This is a genomic window from Polynucleobacter sp. AP-Reno-20A-A9 (genome assembly GCF_018882085.1).
Classification (GTDB): domain Bacteria; phylum Pseudomonadota; class Gammaproteobacteria; order Burkholderiales; family Burkholderiaceae; genus Polynucleobacter.
The window spans coordinates 143,071-166,118 of sequence record NZ_JACVPB010000003.1 but is presented as its reverse complement, the minus strand read 5'-3'; the positions used below and the strand labels follow the sequence as shown (position 1 = coordinate 166,118).

The following is a 23,048-nucleotide window of genomic DNA, read 5'->3' as shown; positions in this document are numbered from 1 at the left end:
TTACCTTATGGTGCGGGGGAGTGGATCAGGGTGAATGAGTCATCCGCCCTGAAATTTTAAGATTAGGCTTTGTGGCCTAGCTCTGCGCAAGAACGCATATTTTTCTCAGTAGTAGGTTCGATTGTCAGAATATTGAAGACGTCGTACTTATCTTTCATATTCTTGGATTTGGACTCTACGATAATGACGGTTTGTACGGCCTGATGGTCGCACTTACGATAGTACTCGGGACCTTTGTACCAGTCGTACTTAAGGTTCTCCATCGCAGAAACTACTTTCAAGGTTTCAGTAGACTTTGCTACCTTAATAGAGGCCAATACGCTCTTAACACCCGCATAACCTAATGCGCCGTAGTCTGATGGCACGGAACCGTTGTACATTTTACGGAATGCATCGTTAAATGTTTTCGCAGTAGGGATGCGATCTTCCAGACCCCAGTAATAGGATGTTCCGCCGATAATGCCTTCGAAGGCTTCAGGGCCGCCTGCAAGGCGTGAGGTATAGAGGAGTACTGGTGTAACAATCTTCATGCTGGACTTCAGTCCAAAGTCAGTACATTGTTTTGCTGCATTGACTAAGTCGCGACCAAAGTTACAGAGCACCAAAATATCTGGGTTCAAAGCTTTGATGCGTGGCAAGAAAGCAGAGTAGTCGGAGGCACCTAGTGGATGGCGAATATCGGCCAAGGTAGTAGCACCCATTTCTTTGCCGGCACGTTCAAATGCACGTACCATTTCATGGCCATATGCATAGTCAGCTGTTAAGAACACAATCTTTTTGCCAAAACGTGGAATAGAGTAGCGCGCTACAGCGCCAGCAGTCATCGTTGGATTTAGTGCTTCATGGAATGTATAGACACTCCAGTCTTTTGCTTCGTTAATCGCATCAGATTGGCTAATGGAGTTAAAGAGAACCTTGCGCTCTTTGCAAACAGCATTGATCGAGAGTTGTGTCGCTGCGGAAAGTGAACCAACCACAAAGTTCACTTTGTCCTTTTCAATCAACTCTAATGTGCGTGTTGCCGCTTCACCGGGATTGAGTTTGTCATCACGTACCAAGAGCTCTGCTTTGCGTCCATTGAAGCCACCTGCATCGTTAAATTCTTTGATGGCTAATTCAGCGGCCTTCACCTGGTCCTGAGCTTCGGCCGAGAAGGGGCCTGTCAATGGTGTCGGAAAGCCGATCTTAATAGTGTCAGCTTGAGCATTTGCTACGTTTAACCAAAGTGGGGTGCTTGCTGCCGCAGCTCCACCAATCAACATCTTGCGTCTTGTTTGATTCGTTACTTTTTGTTTCATGGTTGTCTCCTCCATATAAAACTTTGTTAAATAAGAATACTTTTTATTTTTTTAAATCTTAACTGAATGCGCCTTTTAATGCGCAGATTCAGGCACTGCTTTCCCTTGAGCCAATAGATCGCTGATATCAATCGCGGTTTCCGCCATTACAGTATCGGCATTTCTTTTTAGCTTCTCGTTATCCCTATTACCCTTACTACCTTGGGCCTGCATATAGCGCCCCAAATATTGGGCTCTAGCCACTACTTGTTGACCCAGTCTTAATCTCTCTTCGCCATATGCACTGAGCGCTGCAGGAGAGGCACCAAGTGCGGCAATATGTTTTGCAATCACTATTGCCTCATCAGCGGCCTTGGTGACACCCATGCCTACGTGTGGCCTACCAACAAAAGCGGCATCACCCATTAATGCGATTCTGCCAAAGACAATTTGCTCAGAGCGAACGTCATAAATTGCCTGCAAGAATGGTGCCGCTGTCTTTTCCAGAATCTCAGCGTATTGAGGAGCTAGAATTTCTCGTGCCACTTTGCGCATGTGAGCAATATGCTTCCAAGAAACTTTTAGCGGGGGAATGCCAGTAGGGTAGTAACGACCATTGTCATCAGTTAATAGGCTGGCTAACTCTTCATGCTCTGATGCCGGGCGATACCAAACAAAGTTATAGCGACGTTTTCCAGGGCGAGTGTCATTGCCAGAGCCAGCAACTGGGTAACCCAGCATTTGCTCGCCATTGGGTAAACAAAAGCCAAAGCGATTAAATAGAGTTTCTAAGGTGTAATTGGATAAACATGCTTCATCGCACACGCCACGCCAAGCTATATAGCCAGCGTATTCAGGTTGAATCTGTGGTGCAACTTGTGCGCGTACTGCGGAGCGTATGCCATCGGAGGCGATGAGTAGCTCCGCATCATATTGACTGCCGTCTTCACAAAGCACCTGCACAGCATTCGAGTCTTGTGTAACTGAATTTACTGTCTTGCCTTGAAGGTAGCGTTCGCTTGGAAAGCTTTCCTTCAGCATTTGATAGAGGCGACTCCAGGAGGTCAATACTTGAGGCAACTCCATTTCACCTAAGCTATCGCCATCAGCACCCAAAGTGATGCGTTTTGTCACTGGTACGCCGAGTGTTTCATCAACAGTGACTCCAGCTGCACGCAGTGCTTCAGCTAAAGCATCATGGGTCACAATGCCGGCACCACGCCCATCCAAAGATCCAACGGTCTTTTCTAGCAAAGTAACGTCATGCCCTTGACGCAGCAAAATATTTGCCGCGAATAAACCGCCAAGAGAGCCGCCAATGACTAGAATTTTTGCCATTAATAACTCCTATGCAACTTTCGCATCTAGGGCGGTTTTTTCTGTTGCTGGATAGTTCAACTCAATGACAATACCATTTGGATCATCGAGAAATATTTGATGCAGCCCTATTACTGGTACGGTTCGCTCGCGATAGGCAACATTTAATTTCTTGAGGAGCGCAATTTTTTCTTCTAGGCCGGTCGCAAAAAAGGCAATGTGGTCAACTGCGCCAGATCCATGCAGCGTGCTAGGGTCGCGTTCACCTAAATATTTTTTCAGTCCATTAGGATCATTCTTGTCAATCGCAATCAGGTGCAAGACTGCATTAGCCCAGCTACTCTCATCACCGTTGTAGAGCCAGACACCTGGAAATGGAAACTCTGGTCTAGGGCCGACTGTAAGGCCAAGTAATTTGCTGTAGAAGTCAGTGGTTTTTTCAATCTCGAGACTGCGGATAGAGAAGTGATTAAGGCTTAAGTTAGACATGGTGACCTTTTCAATTAAGCAAATAGTGATTTAGCGGAATGGAGGTAAGACTGCACTCGGTCGCGAATGATTTCTTGTTCTGTATTGGGGCTTTCGGCGGCATATATGGCTTGTCCATAGATCCAGCGTCTCATGCCGATATAGAAGACGCCACCGTGTAATCCCATCAGGAATTCAAGCTCACGCTGCGTGGGCTTTGATGTATCAGACCTACCACAATATTTGCGCGTTTCACGAATGAGCCTTGGTAATAAGCGTGTGCGCAAGAGTTCGAAGAAGCGATCGCTGATGGAGTGATCACTTAAGCCAGAGAAAATCAAAATGCGCACAAAGTCATAAGTTAAGACTGTGTTGGAGTAGTCCAAATAGAACGCATTGAATTTTTCTTCAGGGGTGAGGGACTCATCATCCAGCAATTCTTCCCACTCTGGCTTCCAGCGAGACTCAAAGACCTCTTTATAAACTTCTTGAATCAGCGCATCTTTTGTAGGAAAGTAGTGATAGAGCAGGGTGTGGGTGATGCCTAATTCTTTAGATAAATTTCTTAACTGGCCATCGATGCCATTTCTAGCAAAGAACTGAATAGCGCTATCCAATATTTGGCGTTTGCGCTCGGCTGTACCCATTCTTTTTCGGGTAGGCGCCATGGAGCCTTCTGAAATTTCAGCGGTGTTTGGGCTGGTAACGCTATCTTCAGTAAAACGCATGGATTCTCAGGGTTTATCCGAATTTGGACTTATTGACCAAAAGTTAAATAATGGTACATTGTTGAACAATTGGTAGATAAGACTCTATTCGTACAAACCCCAAGGAGATCAAATGGAATTAAATGGTGAGCAACTCATATCCGCTCCAATCCCTGATGTGTGGAAGGGTTTGAACGATATTGACGTGTTGGCCAAGTCCATTCCTGGTTGCGAGGAGATCAGCCGCATCTCTCCGGAAGAGATTCACGCCAAGGTGATGTTCAAGATTGGGCCTGTTAGAGCCCGTTTTGCTGGGAAACTGCTCCTAAGCGACATCATTCCGGACCAGTCCTGCTCTATGGCCTTTGAGGGGTCGGGTGGGGCGGCAGGGTTTGCTAAAGGTAAATCACGGGTTGAGCTAAAGCAGGCTGAGGGTGGCACTTTGGTCTCGTATACAACTGAAGCCTCGATTGGCGGCAAGTTAGGTCAAATTGGCGGTCGCTTAATTAGCGCATCGGCAAAAAAGATTGCAGACGATTTTTTTCAGAAGTTTGCAAAGGAATTAGGCGGGGAGACAGTGGCGTTGGAGTCAGACGCTGGCGGTAAATAAAAAAGCGGTAATAAAAAAGTAGCGCAAAAAATAAAAAGCTAAAAAGCTTAATACATTGGTGGTGGAGGAGACTTAATGAAATCTGCAGCATTCGATTATGTAAAGCCCAAGGCATTACAGGAAGCCCTATCTTTACTTGAACAGGGCGGCGATGATGCGCAATTAATTGCGGGTGGGCAAACTTTATTAGCTACTTTGAATATGCGCTTGTCTGAGCCAAAAGTGTTAATAGATATCACGGATATCTCCGAACTCAAAGGCATTTCAGTGGTTGGCGATAGTTTGCGTATTGGCGCTCTAGTGACCCATACCGAAATTGAAGATTCAGAATTAGTTGCAAAGCATGCCCCACTTTTAAAAGCAGCAGCACCACATATTGCCCATCGCGCCATTCGTAATCTTGGTACCTGGGGAGGTTCGCTGGCATATGGCGACCCGGCTGCTGAATGGCCTGCGTCTAGTTTGACCTTGCGTGCCACTATGGTAATTCATGGCCCAGCGGGCGAACGCCGAATTTCTGCAAACGATTTTTTCATTGACTTGTATACGACCTCTTTGGAGCCCGATGAAATTTTGGTTGCTACAGAGATTCCACTGGCTAGCAAGCAAGAAGTTTTTTATTTTCATGAGCTAGCTAGAAGACATGGCGACTATGCAGTTGCGGGTCTAGCTGCAGTTGCACAAAAGCAAGGCGATGTTTTAACGCATTGTGCTTTTACATTCTTCTCAGTTGGTGCTACACCAGTAATGGCAAGCAAGGCTCAGGATTTAATCAATGGGCAAAAGCTCAACGATGAATTAATTGCTAAAGCTGTAGCTGAAGCGCGTAATGAAATCGAGGCGATTGCAGACATTACTAATAGCGCGGAAGCGAAACAGCATTTAATTGGTGTATTACTTGAGCGCGGACTCAAGCACATGATTGCTTAACGCTCAAACAGCAAGCATCGGTAAAAGAATTCGGAGATCAAAATGAGTTTGAAGAAAAAAATTTCAATGACCGTGAATGGTCGACTCGTCAACGCAGAGATTGAGCCGCGTAGACACCTGGTGGATTTTTTACGTGAAGATTTGCATTTAAAAGGCCCTCACTTGGGTTGTGAGCAGGGCGCGTGTGGAGCCTGTACCGTCAAGGTAGACGGTCAAATCATTCGCGGATGTCTATTTCTGGCGGTTCAAGCAGATGGCAGCGTGGTCGAGACAGTGGAAGGCCTTACTAAAAACGGTGTCTTGGCGGATCTGCAAGAATCTTTTATGCGTCACAACGCTATGCAATGCGGCTTCTGTTCCTCTGGCATGTTGTTGGCTGCAGCGGAATTGATTGAGAAGCAGCCAAAAGCTACGCGCGAACAAGTACGCGAATGGATCTCCGGTAATTACTGTCGCTGCACTGGTTACCACTCGATTGTCGATGCGATTGTCGACGTCTTAGATGCTCGTGCTAAGGGCCAAAAAATTAAACCTGTCCTTGCTAACGCTTAAGGGAAACGCATTATGAATAAGCCAAGTGATTTGAAGGGAATGGTGCTGGATCCTGTAACAAACGATCAGCGATATATCGGTCATAGCGAACCAAGACATGGCGCTCGTCGTCTGCTTGAAGGTCAGGGCACTTATATTGATGATATTCAATTGCCTCGTATGGCTCATGTGGTGTTCTGGCGCTCCCCGGTTGCGCATATGAAAATCGGCAAAATTCATACTGAGCATGCCAGCAAGATGCCTGGAGTACTTGCAGTAGTTGATGGTGTGCAAATGGCAAAAATTTGTAAGCCTTGGGTGGCAACCTTAGGTCACCTAGCCGGTATGAAATCCGCCCCTCAACACGCATTAGCAATTGATCGTGCTTGTTGGCAGGGTGAGCCGGTGGTAGCGGTGGTTGCAGAAACAAGAGCGCAGGCAGAAGATGCTCTACAGCATATCGATGTTGAGTGGGAGGAGCTGCCAGCAGTCGTTTCCATGGAAACCGCGCTTGATGCAGATACTCCGGTGATTCATCCGGATCTTGGCGATAACTTATGTTTTACACGCAGCCTGGATGTTGGTAATGTGGATGAGGTATTTGCAACGGCTGACGTAGTTGCAGAAGCTACTTTTGGATTTGGGCGTCATACCGGAGTAACGCTCGAGCCACGCTGTCAAATTGCGGATTACAGCCCAGGCGATCGCCGTCTCACTGTGTACCATTCTCAGCAAGCACCACATATGATGCAAGATTTGTATTGCCGTCAATTTGGGTTTTCAGAATCAGATGTGCATGTCATTTGTAAGGATGTGGGCGGATCTTTTGGTATTAAGGTTCACGCATATCCAGATGACTTCGCTACCGTAGGTCTCTCAATGATGCTTGAGCGCCCTGTGAAGTTTGTTGCAGACCGTCTTGAATCATTTACAAGTGATATTCATGCGCGCGAGCATCGCATTAAAGGCCGCATTGCGGCCAATAAGGCAGGCGATATCTTGGCCTTTGAGATCGATGATCTGACCGCAATTGGCCCTTATTCTATGTTCCCTAGGACCAGCGCCATTGAGGGCAATCAGGTAGTGAACCTGGTCGGCGGCCCTTATAAGCATCAAAACTATCGCGCTAAATTGAATGTAGTTTTTCAGAATAAAACTCCTACCTGTCAGTATCGTGGCGTAGGCCATCCGATTGCTTGCGCTGTGACCGAAGGTTTGGTGGATTTGGCTGCGCAAAAATTACAAATGGATCCGCTCGAGTTTCGTAAACGTAACGTCATTCCGGATGATGCTTATCCTTGCTCCGGAATTTCTGGAATTAAGTTGGAAGTTCTCTCACATGAGCAATGTTTGCGAACCATCGAAAAGATGATGGATTATTCTGCATTGCGTAAAGAGCAGGCTGAGTTGCGCAAAAAAGGGATTTATCGCGGCATTGGGTTTGCAACATTAATTGAGCTAACCAATCCAAGCCCTGCTTTCTATGGCGTAGGAGGTGCTCGTATTGCCTCTCAGGATGGCGCTACCGTTCGCATGGATCCTAGTGGTGTGGTTTCAGTCTTGATTGGTGTTGGTGAACAAGGTCAAGGTACTGAAGGTATCTATACCCAGATTGCGGCTGATGCTGTCGGTGTTTCAATCGACCAAGTGCGCGTTATTACTGGTGATACCGATGTGACTCCTTACGGCGGTGGCACGTGGGCTTCACGTGGAGCGGGTGTTGGCGGTGAAGCGGTTCTTTTAGCTTCTCAAGCCCTACAAGAAAATATTATTAAACTTGCGGGCGCAATTTTGAATCGACCTGTTGCAGAACTCACTGCACGTCGTGGCCATATCTTAGACAAAGCGACCGGCGAGCAATTACTACCATTCAGTGAGGTGGGTAGAGTGGGGTATTTCCGTACCGATACTTTGCCAGCTGGATTTTCTGCAGATCTCATGGTGACACGTCACTACACTCAAAAGGAATACCCATTTATCTTTACGAATGGGGTCCAAGCATCTTATGTTGAGGTTGACCCAGACACAGGCTTTGTAAAGTTATTGAAGCATTGGGCGGTAGAGGATTGTGGACGCGTTATCAATCCGATGTTAGTCAATGAACAAGTGCGTGGTGCAATCGTTCAGGGTATTGGCGGCGCTCTGTTCGAAGAGTGTCTCTATGACGAAAGTGGTTTGTTGCGCAATGGCAGCATGGCAGATTATTTAGTGCCGATGGCCAATGAAATGCCGGATATTGAGGTTGCCCACGTAGAGACGCCCACCCAATCTTCAAAATTGGGCGCTAAAGGGGCGGGTGAGGCTGGTACTGCTGGAGCGCCAGGCGCAGTTCAAAACGCTATCAATGATGCCTTGGCACCATTGAATGCAGCGGTCTTTGATCAGCCTCTCACCTGTGAAAAGATCTTGCGGGCTCTCAAGAAAATCTAGCTTTGAATAGATTCTGGTCGCCCCTGGTGCATAGGCTTCAGGGGTGGTTCAGCACATCCTGTAACATCAAGTTTTGGGGTTCATAAAGAAGCGGGAAGCCCTTTTAGTTAACTTGATACGGTAAATAATATGTCCACATTAAAAGGTAAAACAGCCCTAGTTACTGGCTCTACTAGTGGTATTGGTTTGGGAATGGCTATTGCGCTGGCTAAACAAGGTGTCAACATCATGGTCAATGGTTTTGGCGAGAAGGATGAAGCTATTGCCAAAATTAAAGCCTGTGGAGTAGAGGTTGATTACCATGGCGCGGATATGAGTAAGCCCGCTGAGATCGAAGATCTGATTAAGCAAACAGAAAGGCGTTTTGGTTCACTTGATATCTTAATCAACAATGCGGGTATTCAATACACCGCAAACATTGAAGAGTTCCCGACAGACAAATGGGATGCCATCATTGCCATTAATTTAAGTTCGGCATTTCATACAACGCACCATGCCTTACCTGGTATGAAAAAACGTAACTGGGGCCGCATCATCAACATCGCTTCCGTGCATGGTTTGGTTGCTTCTACCCAGAAGGCTGCTTATGTTGCTGCTAAGCATGGCATTGTGGGTCTCACTAAAGTAACTGCACTAGAAAATGCGCGTACTGGTGTTACCTGTAATGCAATTTGCCCAGGTTGGGTTTTAACTCCGCTAGTTCAGAAGCAGGTAGATGCGCGCGCAGAACGTGAAGGCATTTCCAATGAAGCGGCAAAGACCGCCTTGGTATCCGAAAAGCAGCCATCTGGAGAATTTGTGAGTCCAGAGCAATTGGCAGCCTTAGCTGTATTTCTCTGTGGGCCAGATGCCTCTGAGGTTCGTGGGGTAGCCTGGAATATGGATGGTGGTTGGACGGCTCAATAAATCGTTGTTAACGCCATTGAAGTTAATGCCGGTAGGCTACTTTGCCGGCATTTTTCTTGGGTCAAACAAAAAACCTAGAATAGTCTATAGTTATCGCAAAATAACCTATATTTTGGTTAATGTAATTAAAAGGAATACGAATGGAACATACCTTACCTCAGTTGCCATATGCCCTCGATGCTTTGGCCCCATACATCTCTAAGGAAACTTTAGAGTACCACTATGGTAAACACCATCAGACTTATGTCACCAATTTAAATAATTTGATTAAAGGGACTGAGTTTGAAAATTCATCTCTTGAAGACATTATTAAGAAATCTACAGGTGGTGTATTTAATAACGCTGCACAAGTTTGGAACCATACTTTTTATTGGTCAAGCATGAAGCCAAATGGTGGTGGAGCACCTAGTGGCCCATTGGCTGATGCGATCAATGCTAAGTGGGGCTCGTTTGATAAGTTCAAAGAAGAATTTACAAAGTGTGCTGTTGGAACTTTTGGTTCAGGTTGGGCATGGCTGGTTAAAAAAGCAGATGGCAGCGTTGATTTAGCATCCACCAGTAATGCGGCAACTCCTATCACCACAGATGCTAAGCCGCTGATGACATGTGATGTTTGGGAGCATGCTTACTATATTGATACACGCAATGCGCGACCAAAATATGTAGAAAATTTTTGGAACGTAGTGAATTGGGATTTTGCTAGCCAAAATTTTGCTTAATTTATCTTATTTAGGAAAATTTAATGACATCAATCTTGACCTCTTTAGGGCGTACCGTTTTTGCCGGTTTTGTCCTCCTCGCCCTGATTATTTTGGCTTTAGGCGGCAACTTTAGTTCTGCTGAACTACCATTTGTTTTCCGTTGGTTACACGTGATGTTTGGTGTGATGTGGATTGGATTGCTTTGGTACTTTAACTTTGTGCAAATTCCTTCAATGCCAAAGATTCCTGATGAGCAAAAGCCAGCAATTGGCAAAGTGATTGCTCCAGCAGCGTTGTTCTGGTTCCGTTACGCAGCCTTGTTTACTGTACTAACTGGTTTGATTGTTGCTGCTTTAAATGGTTACTTACATCAAGCCTTCACATTACAAGCCCCATTCCGTGCAATCGGTTTAGGTATGTGGATTGCATTAGTAATGGCCTTTAACGTTTGGTTCATTATTTGGCCAAATCAAAAGCGCGCTCTTGGTATCGTTGCTGTTGAAGCTGATATCAAAGCAAAATCTGCTCGCGTTGCGATGTTGACATCCCGTTTGAACACATTGTTATCTGTACCAATGTTGTTCTTGATGGTTGCTCAATCACACAACACTACATGGTTCGTGATCGTTTCTTAATCACTACTAGTTGCATCAATAAAAGGCCCGCATCGCGGGCCTTTTATGTTTGATAAATCAAACGAATCCATGGAATTTAAGCCAGAATAGCCGGCAGCTCCTTAGTGAGGGCGCCACGTTGTGAAGTGGCGGCTCCCATTAATACAAAGCCCAATAACTTGCCATCACTAGATTCAAAACGAGACTCCAGGCCACCTTCAACAGGTGTTGTGGTCCACTTACCTTCTATGCCTTGAGCTGGCGGAGAAACGATGGTGGCTAATGCGGGGGTTTTGACCATCACCGGCATCGCAGGATAGGTAAGTGAGGTAGTTTGTCCAATTAAGGTAGGCGCCAATGCTCTTGCCGCTTGCATAATCGGCATGACATAAGGCAGAACCAAACCATCTACCTCTGCGCAATCTCCAATTGCGAAAATGTTTTTAATATTGGTTTCGAGTTCACGGTTTACCTGAATACCAGTTTCCGTATTAATGCCGCTTGCTTTAGCTAATTCAATTCTTGGCTTTAGGCCAACAGCTGATAAAAATACATCGCAAGAGATTGTGTTGCCATTGGCCAGTATGACCTGTAAAGAATCTCCGTGACGATCAATCGCTTGCACGGTTGTAGAAAGATGCCAACGTACACCAGCTGCACTGAGTTTTCCTTGCAGCTCTAGAGCTGCAGCTTCGGGCAAGAGGCGACCTAGAGCCTGTGGAGCCAGGTCAATCACATCTACCTCATAACCACCCAGCACAAGATCGTTGGCAAATTCACAGCCAATCAGGCCTGCACCCAGGATGGTAATCTTCTTTTTTCCAGTGATTGCATTGCGAAAGCGTACATAGTCTTCTAGATCATTTACTGTGATAACTTCGTTAGCAGCGTTCCCTTGAAGTGGGAGGCGAGTTTGGTCGGCACCCAATGCCATTACCAGTTTTCCATAAGGAACCTCACCTTTACTAGTTTGAATGGTTTGCGCGCCAGGATTGATTGAGATGACATCACACTCACCCAAGATAGTCATCTCTAATTGCGTTGCCATGCCATCAGCTGGTGTAGAGATTAATTGCACCGCCTCTTTCTTGCTCGCAAGAGCGGTAGAAAGCATGGGCTTTGAATAAAAATAACCGGGTTCACGTGTCACCAGCGTAATTGGGGCTGCTTTATCCAATTTTCGAATTTCACGGATAACCGTGTAGCCAGCTAATCCGCTACCAATGATGACAATTGCGGATTGGGATTGGGGGGTGGTTTGATCCAAAGCTGGGCTCTCCAAATAACGAGTAGGTAAAAAAGTGGTAAGGAACGCAGAAGTGGACTTAGCTTACTTGAACCATCTCAAAGTCGGCCTTTGCAACACCGCAGTCAGGGCATTCCCAATCTTCTGGGACATCAGCCCAAAGTGTTCCGGCCGGAATGCCATCTTCTGGGATCCCTTTTGCTTCGTCGTAAATATAGCCGCATACGATACATTGGTAAGTGTTCATTTTGATTCCTTAAATAGTCTGCTGATTTTAAATTTAATTTCTAATTCTTTCTGGGCCCGTCTTATTGGGCTGCAAAAACCTTCGCTTTTGCCAGAGCTTGCTTGTAATGGTTTGCGTGACGCTCTTCAACGTTTGCTAACGCAGCGAAGCGTTTTGCTGCTTTAGTCAATACCGCCTGAAATTGCTCAGCATGCTCTTTAGATTCCGCAATTTGCTCATCAATTTCTTGTATGGCCGCAGCATTGCCTTCTTCTACGGCTGTTTTCCGAAAGGATGGATACATTTCAGTGTATTCATAAGTTTCGCCTTCAATAGCAATCTCTAAGGCTCTTGCTGGAGTAACGGTGCCAGCAGGGTAAAGTAAGTCTAAGTGGCCAAAAGCGTGCATCACTTCTTGGTCAGCGGTAGCTTGAAAGATCCTTGCGGTTTCTTCGTCGCCAGCAGCGCGAGCTAACTTGGCAAAGTAACGATACTTAATGTGAGCCATGGATTCGCCGGCAAAGGCGGACTCTAAGTTTTGGATGGTTTTGATTTCTGGACGTGCCATTTTGATTCCTTTCAAATTACATTCAGTTTGTTGAGTCTTCTTTACTGCTTTCTCAACGATGAATGCAGTGTGCGCCTTATTTATTGATCAGTCTAATGAATCATTATGATAGTATTAATCTAATTATTCGATAATGGAGTGAAAATGGCTTATTTACCGTCTTTAAGGCAGCTGGGGTATTTCGTCGCATTAGCCAAAGAGCTCAATTTCACGCGTGCAGCCCAAGCCTGTTTTGTCGGCCAATCGACTTTAAGCGCGGGCCTGAAGGAGTTGGAAGAAGCATTGGGAATACATTTGGTAGAGCGTGATCGGCAGAATGTATCTATTACTCCAATGGGATTAGAAGTTCTGGAGCGTGCCAAGCTGATCTTGGCAGCATCTGAAGATTTAGTGGAGTATGCGGGTGCAACCGGCAAACCCATGACTGCCACAATTCGTTTAGGCGTCATACCAACGATTGCACCATTTTTATTGCCAACAGTGCTTCCAGAAATTCGCAGTCGTTTTCCAGAACTTAAAATTACTCTTAGAGAAGATCTCACTGCTAATCTACTGTCTAGATTGGCTGAGCATAAATTGGATTTTGCTTTGATAGCGCTTCCATATGATGTAGAGGGTCTTCTGGTACAAGAATTATTTGACGATCATTTTTGGTTGGTTGCGAAAGAAGGTGATCCCGCTCTAAAAGGAAAAGAGGTTACCTTGCCTGCCAAGATGGCTGAGCGACTTTTATTGTTAGAGGAGGGGCATTGTCTGCGAGAGCATAGCTTGCAAGCATGCAAGCGCACCGACATTCGTAAAGCTGAAGGAATGGAAGCAACAAGCTTGTTGACCTTATTGCAAATGGTGGAGTCTGGACTTGGGATTGCTTTGCTTCCTGGAATGGCAGTCAAAAGCAGTCTATTAAATAACTCTGAGTTAGTAGCAAAAGAGTTAGCCTCACCAGCGCCTAAAAGAGTCATTGCCTTGGTTGCGCGACCTTCTACCGCACACACACAGGAATTTAACGCACTAGCAGATTGCATACGCGAACAATTTGGAGCGGCCTAATCGCGTATTCAGCAAAATTTACCAATCCTTGTTACAGTCAACCCTCTTTTTACTTATTTAAAAGGCAGCAAATGTCAGGCAAAGAAATCATGTTCACTCCGGTAAATCTCGGAGCACTTCATTTAAAAAACCGTTTAGTAATGGCGCCACTCACTAGAATGCGTGCGATTGCTGGTGATGTGCCTAACCCCTTAGCGAAGATCTATTACGCGCAACGTGCGAGTGCCGGACTCATCATTACTGAGGCAACACAGATTTCTCCGTTGGGTAAGGGTTACCCAGCGACGCCTGGGATTTATTCAGCGCAACAAACTGCTGCATGGAAAGAGATTGTTGAGGGAGTTCATGCTAAGGGTGGTGCGATTGTTGCGCAGTTATGGCACGTTGGGCGTATCTCCCATTCTTCCTTGCATCCAGAGCAGGGTGCGCCTGAGGCACCCTCAGCAATTGCTGCAGAAGGTCAAACCTATGGCGCAGATTGGAAGCTCCATAACTACGAGACTCCAACGGCAATGAGTTTGGAAGATATCGCTCGCTTACTCAAAGAGTTTGAGGCGGCAGCACAAAATGCAAAAGCTGCAGGCTTTGATGGTATTGAGATTCACTCAGCTAACGGCTACTTGCTGGATCAGTTCTTGCAAGATAAAACTAATCAGCGCACAGATGAGTATGGCGGCTCTATTGAAAATCGCTTGCGCTTATTGGGTCAAGTCATTGAAGCTGTAAGTAAAGTATTCCCGAGCGATAAAGTGGGAGTTCGCCTTTCACCATACGGCACCTTCAATGATATGGGGGATAGCAATCCAGTGGCATTGTTCACTGCCGCAATTGAGAAGCTCAATGGCTATAACTTAGCTTATGTGCATATGATTGAGCCACGCTCAACTAGCGCTGGTGGTGGCGATCAAGTCTTGGAAGATGCGCCTATTACTTCAGAGTTGTTCCGTGCCGCTTATCAAGGGAAATTCATCACTGCTGGTGGCTATGACCAGGCAATGGGTGAGAAGGTGTTAGAGGATGGTCTGGCTGATGCAGTTGCTTACGGCCGTCTCTACATTTCTAATCCAGATCTAGCAGAGAGATTCCAGCAGGGTGCCACACTAAATCCATATAACCGCGCTACTTTTTATGGTGGCGAGGAAGTAGGCTATACAGATTACCCAACTTTGTAATAGAAACCCCAGATTCTGGGGTGGTTGCTAATAAATCCCGCTCTTAATAAAGCGGGATTATTTTTTGTCTTCTGGATCTTTTAAAAGATCGTAATGATTGGCTACGAGCAACATGGCAAGAGATGCGCAACCCATGGCAAAAAATTGCCATTGATGAAGCATCGCAGTGCCCACGACAGTCATCAAGACTGTCCAGCCTATTGCCATCTTGGCTTTTTTGGAGAGAGGTTTCATTTTAGATAACAATTTTATTCAACATACGACGAAGTGTAGCGTCCTTTAGGACGTAATGTTGCCACAAGCCTGCTAAAGCATGAATGCCAATCAAAAAGTAGAGCGAGTTCCCTAAGAACTCATGGATCCCCTCAACCACCTTTTTCATCTCTGGATTGGGGGTGACTAGCTGAGGCCATACCAAACCAAAGAAGTGAATTTCTTTGCCACCATACTGGAAATATAAGATACCAAAGATGGGTGATATCAAGAGCAGGGCATACAGCATCCAATGCATTGCCGTAGCCAATGAGACAAATAAAGGTTTTGGATTTGTAGGCTTAGGAACGCCATAAGTAAAGCGCACTATCAAGCGAAGAGCCATGGCTATAAAAATGAGCTGACCAATAACGCCATGGACCGTTTTACATAGCTCACGAGGCTCGCTTCCTTTAGGGAATTGCCCTTTGAGCTCAATCACTGCAAAAGCAGCAATAACTAGGAAGAAAACAAGCCAATGAAAGAAGATAGAGGCAGTGTGGTATTTGGTTTTCGGCATTGCGGTTAAATGTTATGAGTATTCATCATAAATGATAATGAATCTCATTAACAGCATTAACGCCAGGGGCTTTACCCTTTAAGATGGTAATTCAGCCTCAGTTATTGAGCCTTACTTTGGCGCTCAGCTCGTTTGCTAAGCCACGTTTATCGATTTGCGAGAGTCTAAGAGCCTCAACTTCAAAATCTAGCTGCCCAGGATGAAATTCCTCATCATTCTGGAGATGGATGACATAAGTCCACACCAGTTCGCGACCACGGTTTTTAAAAACATCCACTACTCGTTTCATCTGGACCGCCTTTATGGTGAAGCTTATTGATTGCTTATGGATGGGTTGGCAATGTTTATCTGTTGGCTTAGATTATTTTTTAGCGCCACTAAGTTTCTAGCTTCAATACGAATAACGCCACCCCTTGGACTATCAATGTCGGCAATCAAAAAGAAAGATACTGAAATAACAAAAGGGAAGATCATGAATAGGCCGATGTTCTTCTCAAAATTCCGTGCGCCAAATCCAACCAAGAGATTGGCACAAATAGCAATTGCTGCCATCAATGCCCAGGCTGTCAGAGGGATGCGATTCCACCATGCCGCTTGAACATAGCCTTGAGAATTCAAAACATCATTCATGCCGGAGGCAACCAAGGCAATAGAAGCGGTGTGTTGCGTGCGAACAGTTGGCAGAATCTCGTTCCAGAGGGCAGTTTGTAATTGATCTGTTTTGCTATGAATCTCTTCAATCTTTTCTGGGGGCTGTTTGGAATAAAACAAAATACGTTGATCTACATATTGCAGTAAAAGACCCTTGGTGGCGGCAGCAGCTTTTGGGGGTAGCAGATCAGCTCTTAAGAATTCAGTACCAATGGCATTTGCCTCGCCTTCCTCAAAGATCTCCCGCTGATCATGGCGATTAATAGCCATTGAGAAGGTAAAGCCAATAATTAAGGCTAGTAGGGTTAAGGTTGCCGTCTGAATGATGCCGAGATCTGCAGACGTCTCGGTATCTTTTGTACGATAGCGACTCAGTGCGGCATATCCAAACCAAACAGAGAAGGCAAATACGATAAGTGAGATGCCAAATACAGCAAGAGGGTGGTTGAGGAGGGGGAAAATTTAAAAGGTTCCTGGATACAAAATATCTTTAGTCACATTCTGAATATCGCGATGGCCTGTAAATGCCATGGTGATGTCCAACTCATTGTGAATTAACTCTAAGCACTTGGTTACACCGGCCTCACCCATAGCACCTAAGCCATATAGGAAAGGGCGACCAATCATCGTGCCACGCGCACCTAAGGCCCATGCTTTTAAAACATCTTGACCTGAACGTATACCGCCATCCATCCACACTTCAATATCTTTACCAACAGCATCCACAATTCCAGGTAAAGCCTGAATGCTAGAAATCGCACCATCTAGTTGACGGCCACCGTGATTGGAAACAATTAATGCATCCGCGCCGGAGTTTGCTGCTAAGCGTGCATCGCCTTCATCTAAGATGCCTTTAATAATCAGTTTTCCACCCCAGAGTTTTTTAATCCATTCCACATCACCCCAATTGAGGCCTGGATCAAATTGCTCTGCAGTCCAAGAGGACAGTGAGGACATGTTGCCAACGCCAGTAGCGTGGCCAACAATATTGCGGAAGGTCCTACGCGGCGTCATAGCCATGCCCAAGCACCAGCGTGGCTTAGTTGCCATGTTGATCATATTGGCAATTGTGAGCTTAGGAGGGGCAGAGAGGCCATTCTTTAAGTCCTTGTGACGCTGACCTAGGATTTGCAAATCCAAAGTCAAAACCAGTGCAGAACATTTGGCTGCTTTAGCGCGCTCAATCAAACGTTCAATAAATCCGCGATCTTTCATGACATAGAGTTGAAACCAAAATGGTTTTGTAGTGTGTTCTGCTACGTCTTCAATTGAGCAAATGCTCATAGTGGATAAGCAGAATGGCACACCAAACTTTTCAGCGGCCTTGGCTGCCAAAATTTCACCATCGGCGTGCTGCATGCCAGTAAGACCTGTCGGTGCAAGTGCCACTGGCATGGCAACTTCTTGACCGATCATGGTTGTCTTAGTGGTGCGGTTAGTCATATTGACCGCTACACGCTGACGCAATTTAATCTTTTGAAAATCGGATTCATTGGCACGGTATGTTGACTCGGTCCATGATCCTGAGTCTGCATAGTCGTAGAACATCTTGGGGGTACGCTTTTGATGGAGGACCCGCAAGTCTTCTATATTGGTAATGATTGCCACGATGTATCCTTCTGTTTGATGCTATTTTGTTGAAGCAAATGCTTAATTTAAGCTCTATCTTAGCAATACCGGGGATTTGTTTCTACAATGCTAGGGTATCCCTTGCTTGGGGACCTCAAATTACTGCTTCCCCAATAAGCCACTGAATGCACCAGCTCAATTTCGCCACAATCGCCTACTTGCTCACTGCTACTGCTTTGTGGGCAGGTAACGCAATCGCTGGGAGGGTATTGGTGGGAAGTATCTCCCCCATTACCTTAAGCGCAGTTCGCTGGGGCTTGGCTGCTTTGCTTTTATTTCCTTTGGGTTGGCGTGTATTCATGCCGGGAAGTGCCTTGTGGCAAAACAAGAAGCGTTTCCTGCTTTTGGGTTTATTCGGGGTAGGCAGCTACAACGTACTGTTATACCTCGCTCTTCAAACATCCACTGCCATAAACGTTACCCTTATCGGCGCCAGCATGCCCATCTGGATGTTATTCATTGGTGCGGTGTTTTATCAAGTAAAGCCCAGTATCTTGCAGATGATTGGCGCAGTCGTGAGTTTGCTGGGTGTTGGCATTGTGCTTACCCGTGGAGATCTGTCGGCCTTGCTGTCTATGCAAATGGTAGTGGGCGATCTTTTAATTATGTTGGCCACTATCTTGTGGGCGTTTTATAGTTGGATGCTAAGTCGCCCAGGATCCAGCACAGAACGTCAATGGCCATGGGCTGAATTTTTAATGGCGCAAGTAACAGTCGGTCTGCTGTGGACGGGATTTTTTGATGGTTTTGAAATTGCAGCTGGCCATGCTTTTCTGGACCTCAATTGGTGGACTGGCTCTTTGATTGTCTTCGTGGCCATTGGACCCTCCTTGATTGCCTATCGCTGCTGGGGTCTAGGAGTTAATGGAGCGGGGCCTACAGTTGCCGCCTTTTTTGCTAATTTCATACCCTTATTTACTGCACTTTTATCGGCTGCCATGCTGGGTGAGCCTCCCCAACTGTTTCATGGACTCGCCTTTGCTCTAATTGTTGCGGGCATAGTGATCTCCTCTAAAAGAGGAAGGTAAACCCAGCAAAACAGGCAAAAATGCCCTTTTAAGCAGGGTTTTGGGTTCCAGCCCCCAAGAAAGCCTTAAATCAGTATCATTTAGGGCTAATCACAGAAATCCCTAGGAAATTACTATGCCAGGCTTACTCCCCAATGTTGATCCAGACGGTTTATTAGAGTTCTCGGTTGTTTATACCGACCGCTCCTTGAATCATATGTCTGAAGAGTTCAAGCGCGTGATGGTCGACATTTCTAGCATCCTTAAAGATGCTTATAACGCTAGCTCTGCAGTCATCGTTCCCGGTAGTGGAACTTTTGGCATGGAGGCAGTAGCCCGCCAATTTGCCAACAATGAAAAATGCTTGGTCTTGCGTAATGGCTGGTTTAGCTATCGCTGGACACAAATCTTTGATTTAGCGAACATTACTAAAGATGTGACGGTTATCAAAGGCCATCAGTTAGAAGATTCAACGCAGGGTGTATTTGCACCAGCTCCAATTGAGGAAGTGGTTGCGTTCATCAAGAAAGAAAAACCAGCAGTGGTATTCGCGCCGCACGTAGAAACTTCTGCCGGCATCATTCTTCCAGATGATTACCTCAAAGCAGTTGGTGAGGCAGTACGCTCTGTAAATGGTTTGTTTGTATTGGATTGCATTGCCTCTGGCGCAATGTGGGTTGATATGAAGGCCTGCAATGTTGATGTATTAATTACTGCGCCTCAAAAGGGTTGGAGCAGTTCCCCTTGCTGTGCATTAATCGCTCTTGGCGATCGTGCACGTGAGCGCATTGATGCAACCCAAAGTAGCAGCTTTTCTATGGATCTCAAAAAGTGGCTTCAGATTATGGAGGCATACGAAAAGGGTGGTCATGTGTATCACACCACCATGCCGACTGATGCCTTAAAGATTTTGCGTAATGTGATGAAAGAGACGCAATCCCTTGGCTTCGCAGCATTAAAAGACAAACAAGTAGAGTTGGGCACAAAAGTACGCAACCTATTGGTCTCTCAAGGTTATAGCTCTGTATCTGCAAAGGGCTTTCAGGCTCCTGGCGTAGTCGTAAGCTACACCAAAGATCCTGATATTCAGTCTGGCAAGAAGTTCATTGCACTGGGCTTACAAACTGCAGCTGGCGTGCCTCTGCAGTGCGATGAAAGACCAGACTTCCGTACTTTCCGCATTGGTTTGTTTGGCCTAGAAAAATTGGCGCACGTAGATCGCACTGTTGGTCTTCTTGCTGCCGCATTAGAAAAAATTACTGAGACTGAAGCGCAGCCTGCGTAATCAACTCAAGTAGTGCAGCATTATGTAATAAAGGCCATCATTTGATGGCCTTTATTACATTACAAGGCATTGCTGCAACTATCTAGCAAGGGGATTGGGAGTGGCTTCCCCGATCTTGTGCAGAGTGTTGTTATCAACATGATGAAATAACGCTGCTTGATCTTTAATCTTCATTACCGTGTCTTGTTCATAAGACCAAGTGCCATCATCATTGATCGACACCTGGATACGAAACTCTACTGCTCTAAATGCGTAATCTAAAAATGGATTAGACGAGATACCTGCGCAGCGATCATCTTCTTTTGCGAATAATTCAAATTGTTTAGCATTTGCAGCGGCCTTACCAGAAGCCATCGTAATCATGCCTCGAGGAATGCTCAGTGTATGAAGGATGTTGCCAGTTGCGGGCTCCCATAACCAATATCCGACTTGGTCATGATAGGTCTTTACTTGATCGGGCTTGGTGATGTGGGTGTGGTATCTCAAGCCATAAAAAAGCTGAGGGCCATTGGTTTGGGGATCAATTGGCTGGAGCTCAATTCTCTCCACATAAGCTTGCTTCTTTGGTCCTTCGGCTTTGGGCTTTACGTCTAGGCCACGAACACCTTCCCAGATCCCAGCCATACCAGTCAAGGGCCCAAGTTGTTCCAGGGTGTTGACTGAGTAGCCTTGGGGCTCAGTAAAGATGTCGTCCGGAAAATCACTCATGAGCAACCTTTTAAAAATGAAGCATTTTTCTCAAATATTTGAGTATTATTAAATTATCCACAAACTCTTTTGGAGAATTACATGATTTCTCGTATCGCGCGCTTGAGCTTGGCAACCCTGATTTCTGCTGCTATCGGTATTGCCCCTATCTCTGTGATGGCTGCTGATCCAGCTCCTGCACCTGCTGCCGCTCCAGTGGCCGCTCCAGTGGCCGCCCCTGCCGCAACTCCGGCTGAGAAGTCTGCTGAGAAAAAAGCCAAGAAAAAAGCAAAGAAAGAAAAGAAGGCTGAGAAAAAAGCGAAAAAGAAGTCTAAAAAGAAAACTAAAGCAGCAGCTGACGCTGCAGCTCAGTAAGCCACAGAAATCATCCCCTCTTAATTAAGAGGTTCTGCACCATCAAAGTCATCAGATCTTTTGGGGTCTGGTGACTTTTTTGTTGGCGCATCATTGCGTACCAGCAACCACATTGCAGCCATCACCAAAGTCATACCGCTAATTTGCGTCCAAGTGATTGGCTCCGCCAAAATGAGATATCCCATAAAGATAGTGGAGACTGGACCTAGTATTCCAGCTTGAGCCACTAGTGGAGATCCGATGCGGTTGATTGCGATCATAATCAGCAGCATTGGAATGACCGTGCATAAGCTGGCATTGAGTAGACTAAACCAATAAATTGGTATGGGCTGCTCAAATATAGCTAGTGGGTTGTGGATAGTTGACTGCGCGATGCTCAAAAATGCCGAGGCTGAACTGGCATAGACAACCAAGCGTACGCTGCCAATACGCTTAACCATTTCTCCTGCACCAATCATGTAGGCCGCATAGGAGCAAGCACTACCAAATACGAGGGCCATGCCTAACCAGGCGCCAATGCCAGTGGAGCTGGCATCTTGAATAAAGACGATAAAAACCCCAATGTAGCCAACGATGAGCGAGAACCACTGCAGTTGAGATACGGGTTTCTTTAAAACAAAATAAGAGATTAATAAAACAATGGTTGGGGTGAGGTAAAGAACAATTCTTTCTAAGCCAACTGAGATGTATTGCAGTCCCAAAAAATCAATATAGCTTGATAAAAAGTAACCTAAAAATCCGAGGAAAAATAATTTAGCCCTATCAAGCCAGGTGATGGGGTTCATCGCCTTACGACGGGACTCCCACCAGAAGATTCCCCAGAATAAGGGGAGTGCTATAAGCATGCGCAAGGCTAAAAGAGTCTCTGCATTTGCGCCATAACCAAAAGCGAGCTTTACCAAAATAGCTTTGCCGGAAAATAGCATTGAGCCCACTCCGGCCATCAAAATGCCATAGAGGTAGCGTTGGTGAAGATGTGCTGCTCTTGCTGAATGCATAACGATTTATAACAGCTTATTGAGTAGCGCTCGCATTTCCAAGATGGTCTCTGAGGGTGTTAAGCCTATTGGGCCAATCCCTTTGTTCACTAAGCTATCTGCCGCGCTGGCGTGTAGCTCAACTGCAATGCCAGTGGCTTGCCATAGATCCAGTTGATGTCGAATTCCTTGAGCGGCGATAGCGGCAATACTTCCCGTCAGAATATCTCCCATGCCACCTGTGCCCATTCCGGGGTTGCCGGCAAGACATTCCACCAGTGAATGCTGTGGGGAGGCAATCAAAGTATGTTGTCCTTTGAGAACCACAATCGATTGCGTGTGCTCAACCAACTGTTTAATTGCACCCACACGATCTGATTGCACAATTTCTGTTGTGGTCTTCAAAAGTTTTGCCGCTTCGCCGGGGTGAGGGGTAAGTACGGTTAATTCTGGAAGCGCTCGATTACGAGCTTGTAGTTGCTCGAGCAACTCAGTGGATTCGCTGATTAAATTCAGCGCATCAGCATCAATCACCAATGGAGTGTTTGGATACAAGAGTGAAGCACGCAAGCATTGAATTGCTAAAGTTGACTTGCCAAGACCTGGGCCAATAGCAACAACATCAGGCTGAGTAGCATTGAGTGTTTCATAAACATCTCCTGTAGCAAGGCGAATCATGAGCTCTGGGTGATCAAGATCTGCGCGTGCTGAGGCAGGATCTAATATTTCTAAGATCGTCCAGCCGGCACCTAGATGTAAGCATGCATTGCCCGCCAAAATCAGGGCGCCAGCCATTCCTGGTGCACCGCCCATTAAAACGACTTTGCCTGCGCTACCTTTATGTTCTGACGGCTGGCGCCGCAGCAGCTTCACTTGCTTGAAGGTGTCTAAGGTCACAGGTTGCGGATTCAT

General features: G+C 46.0%; 27 protein-coding genes. 12 read left to right on the top strand and 15 right to left on the bottom strand.

The genetic code is table 11. The annotated features are described in order from the left end of the window. Positions 1 to 62 precede the first annotated feature (62 nt). The 4 genes from ICN39_RS04115 to ICN39_RS04100 all read right to left on the bottom strand — a co-directional run bounded on the left by ICN39_RS04115 (position 63) and on the right by ICN39_RS04100 (position 3,790). Positions 63 to 1,298 carry an ABC transporter substrate-binding protein gene (locus ICN39_RS04115; protein WP_255532282.1) on the bottom strand — a complete coding sequence of 412 codons (1,236 nt, stop codon included), beginning with the start codon at positions 1,296 to 1,298 and terminating at the stop codon, positions 63 to 65. A gap of 75 nt (positions 1,299 to 1,373) precedes the next feature. Next, positions 1,374 to 2,615: an FAD binding domain-containing protein gene (locus ICN39_RS04110; RefSeq protein WP_216232816.1), complete on the bottom strand. Its 1,242-nt coding sequence runs from the start codon at positions 2,613 to 2,615 to the stop codon at positions 1,374 to 1,376. Positions 2,616 to 2,624: 9 nt separating this feature from the next. Next, complete coding sequence (locus tag ICN39_RS04105; protein WP_216232815.1) at positions 2,625 to 3,083, bottom strand: VOC family protein; 459 nt, start codon at positions 3,081 to 3,083, stop codon at positions 2,625 to 2,627. Between the two features lie 14 nt (positions 3,084 to 3,097). After that, positions 3,098 to 3,790, bottom strand: a complete 693-nt coding sequence (locus tag ICN39_RS04100) for a TetR/AcrR family transcriptional regulator (protein ID WP_216232814.1) — start codon at positions 3,788 to 3,790, stop codon at positions 3,098 to 3,100. Between the two features lie 112 nt (positions 3,791 to 3,902). Between ICN39_RS04100 and ICN39_RS04095 the strand changes: the two genes are divergently transcribed. The 7 genes from ICN39_RS04095 to ICN39_RS04065 all read left to right on the top strand — a co-directional run bounded on the left by ICN39_RS04095 (position 3,903) and on the right by ICN39_RS04065 (position 10,512). Continuing rightward, a complete protein-coding gene (locus tag ICN39_RS04095; RefSeq protein WP_216232813.1) occupies positions 3,903 to 4,379 on the top strand; it encodes a CoxG family protein in 477 nt (158 codons plus the stop codon). Positions 4,380 to 4,454: 75 nt separating this feature from the next. Further along, positions 4,455 to 5,309, top strand: a complete 855-nt coding sequence (locus ICN39_RS04090) for a xanthine dehydrogenase family protein subunit M (protein ID WP_216232812.1) — start codon at positions 4,455 to 4,457, stop codon at positions 5,307 to 5,309. A 42-nt stretch (positions 5,310 to 5,351) separates the two neighbouring features. Continuing rightward, the gene (locus ICN39_RS04085; protein ID WP_216232811.1) at positions 5,352 to 5,861 is read left to right on the top strand and encodes a (2Fe-2S)-binding protein; all 510 of its coding nucleotides are present in this window, start codon (positions 5,352 to 5,354) and stop codon (positions 5,859 to 5,861) included. A gap of 12 nt (positions 5,862 to 5,873) precedes the next feature. Beyond that, positions 5,874 to 8,270: a xanthine dehydrogenase family protein molybdopterin-binding subunit gene (locus ICN39_RS04080; protein ID WP_216232810.1), complete on the top strand. Its 2,397-nt coding sequence runs from the start codon at positions 5,874 to 5,876 to the stop codon at positions 8,268 to 8,270. 129 nt (positions 8,271 to 8,399) lie between these two features. Then, on the top strand, positions 8,400 to 9,176 hold the full coding sequence (locus tag ICN39_RS04075; protein WP_216232809.1) for a 3-hydroxybutyrate dehydrogenase: 777 nt from the start codon (positions 8,400 to 8,402) through the stop codon (positions 9,174 to 9,176). A 140-nt stretch (positions 9,177 to 9,316) separates the two neighbouring features. Then, positions 9,317 to 9,895 carry a superoxide dismutase gene (locus ICN39_RS04070; protein ID WP_216232808.1) on the top strand — a complete coding sequence of 193 codons (579 nt, stop codon included), beginning with the start codon at positions 9,317 to 9,319 and terminating at the stop codon, positions 9,893 to 9,895. Between the two features lie 23 nt (positions 9,896 to 9,918). Further along, a complete protein-coding gene (locus tag ICN39_RS04065; protein ID WP_216232807.1) occupies positions 9,919 to 10,512 on the top strand; it encodes a urate hydroxylase PuuD in 594 nt (197 codons plus the stop codon). Between the two features lie 76 nt (positions 10,513 to 10,588). Here the strand turns inward: ICN39_RS04065 and ICN39_RS04060 are convergent, their stop codons facing one another. From ICN39_RS04060 to ICN39_RS04050, 3 genes are all read right to left on the bottom strand, one after another. Further along, entirely contained in the window at positions 10,589 to 11,758 is a 1,170-nt protein-coding gene (locus ICN39_RS04060; RefSeq protein ID WP_216232806.1) for an NAD(P)/FAD-dependent oxidoreductase, read from the bottom strand. A gap of 58 nt (positions 11,759 to 11,816) precedes the next feature. After that, a complete protein-coding gene (locus ICN39_RS04055) occupies positions 11,817 to 11,984 on the bottom strand; it encodes a rubredoxin (protein WP_216232805.1) in 168 nt (55 codons plus the stop codon). Positions 11,985 to 12,045: 61 nt separating this feature from the next. Continuing rightward, positions 12,046 to 12,531, bottom strand: a complete 486-nt coding sequence (locus ICN39_RS04050; protein WP_216232804.1) for a rubrerythrin family protein — start codon at positions 12,529 to 12,531, stop codon at positions 12,046 to 12,048. A 144-nt stretch (positions 12,532 to 12,675) separates the two neighbouring features. Between ICN39_RS04050 and ICN39_RS04045 the strand changes: the two genes are divergently transcribed. Together ICN39_RS04045 and ICN39_RS04040 are read left to right on the top strand one after the other, a co-directional pair. Next, positions 12,676 to 13,581 carry a hydrogen peroxide-inducible genes activator gene (locus ICN39_RS04045; RefSeq protein ID WP_216232803.1) on the top strand — a complete coding sequence of 302 codons (906 nt, stop codon included), beginning with the start codon at positions 12,676 to 12,678 and terminating at the stop codon, positions 13,579 to 13,581. 71 nt (positions 13,582 to 13,652) lie between these two features. Then, the gene (locus ICN39_RS04040) at positions 13,653 to 14,753 is read left to right on the top strand and encodes an alkene reductase (RefSeq protein WP_216232802.1); all 1,101 of its coding nucleotides are present in this window, start codon (positions 13,653 to 13,655) and stop codon (positions 14,751 to 14,753) included. 57 nt (positions 14,754 to 14,810) lie between these two features. Here the strand turns inward: ICN39_RS04040 and ICN39_RS04035 are convergent, their stop codons facing one another. From ICN39_RS04035 to ICN39_RS04015, 5 genes are all read right to left on the bottom strand, one after another. Continuing rightward, positions 14,811 to 14,987: a hypothetical protein gene (locus tag ICN39_RS04035; RefSeq protein WP_216232801.1), complete on the bottom strand. Its 177-nt coding sequence runs from the start codon at positions 14,985 to 14,987 to the stop codon at positions 14,811 to 14,813. 1 nt (position 14,988) lies between these two features. Then, complete coding sequence (locus ICN39_RS04030) at positions 14,989 to 15,525, bottom strand: cytochrome b (RefSeq protein WP_216232800.1); 537 nt, start codon at positions 15,523 to 15,525, stop codon at positions 14,989 to 14,991. Positions 15,526 to 15,622: 97 nt separating this feature from the next. Beyond that, on the bottom strand, positions 15,623 to 15,814 hold the full coding sequence (locus ICN39_RS04025) for a hypothetical protein (RefSeq protein ID WP_216121852.1): 192 nt from the start codon (positions 15,812 to 15,814) through the stop codon (positions 15,623 to 15,625). 23 nt (positions 15,815 to 15,837) lie between these two features. Continuing rightward, positions 15,838 to 16,446, bottom strand: a complete 609-nt coding sequence (locus ICN39_RS04020) for a hypothetical protein (protein ID WP_255532281.1) — start codon at positions 16,444 to 16,446, stop codon at positions 15,838 to 15,840. 192 nt (positions 16,447 to 16,638) lie between these two features. Further along, positions 16,639 to 17,784, bottom strand: coding sequence for an alpha-hydroxy acid oxidase (locus tag ICN39_RS04015; protein WP_072582955.1), 1,146 nt, complete (start codon positions 17,782 to 17,784; stop codon positions 16,639 to 16,641). A 146-nt stretch (positions 17,785 to 17,930) separates the two neighbouring features. On the opposite strand from ICN39_RS04015, the gene ICN39_RS04010 reads away from it, so the two are divergent. Together ICN39_RS04010 and ICN39_RS04005 are read left to right on the top strand one after the other, a co-directional pair. Continuing rightward, positions 17,931 to 18,833 carry a DMT family transporter gene (locus ICN39_RS04010; RefSeq protein ID WP_216232799.1) on the top strand — a complete coding sequence of 301 codons (903 nt, stop codon included), beginning with the start codon at positions 17,931 to 17,933 and terminating at the stop codon, positions 18,831 to 18,833. Between the two features lie 115 nt (positions 18,834 to 18,948). After that, complete coding sequence (locus tag ICN39_RS04005; protein ID WP_216232798.1) at positions 18,949 to 20,097, top strand: aminotransferase class V-fold PLP-dependent enzyme; 1,149 nt, start codon at positions 18,949 to 18,951, stop codon at positions 20,095 to 20,097. Between the two features lie 78 nt (positions 20,098 to 20,175). Here ICN39_RS04005 and ICN39_RS04000 read toward each other — a convergent pair whose 3' ends face one another. Next, positions 20,176 to 20,805: an FABP family protein gene (locus ICN39_RS04000; RefSeq protein ID WP_216232797.1), complete on the bottom strand. Its 630-nt coding sequence runs from the start codon at positions 20,803 to 20,805 to the stop codon at positions 20,176 to 20,178. Positions 20,806 to 20,886: 81 nt separating this feature from the next. Between ICN39_RS04000 and ICN39_RS03995 the strand changes: the two genes are divergently transcribed. Continuing rightward, a complete protein-coding gene (locus ICN39_RS03995) occupies positions 20,887 to 21,159 on the top strand; it encodes a protein tyrosine phosphatase (protein ID WP_216232796.1) in 273 nt (90 codons plus the stop codon). A gap of 20 nt (positions 21,160 to 21,179) precedes the next feature. Here ICN39_RS03995 and ICN39_RS03990 read toward each other — a convergent pair whose 3' ends face one another. Further along, entirely contained in the window at positions 21,180 to 22,157 is a 978-nt protein-coding gene (locus tag ICN39_RS03990) for a DMT family transporter (RefSeq protein ID WP_216232795.1), read from the bottom strand. Positions 22,158 to 22,163: 6 nt separating this feature from the next. Next, positions 22,164 to 23,048: an NAD(P)H-hydrate dehydratase gene (locus tag ICN39_RS03985; RefSeq protein WP_216232794.1), complete on the bottom strand. Its 885-nt coding sequence runs from the start codon at positions 23,046 to 23,048 to the stop codon at positions 22,164 to 22,166.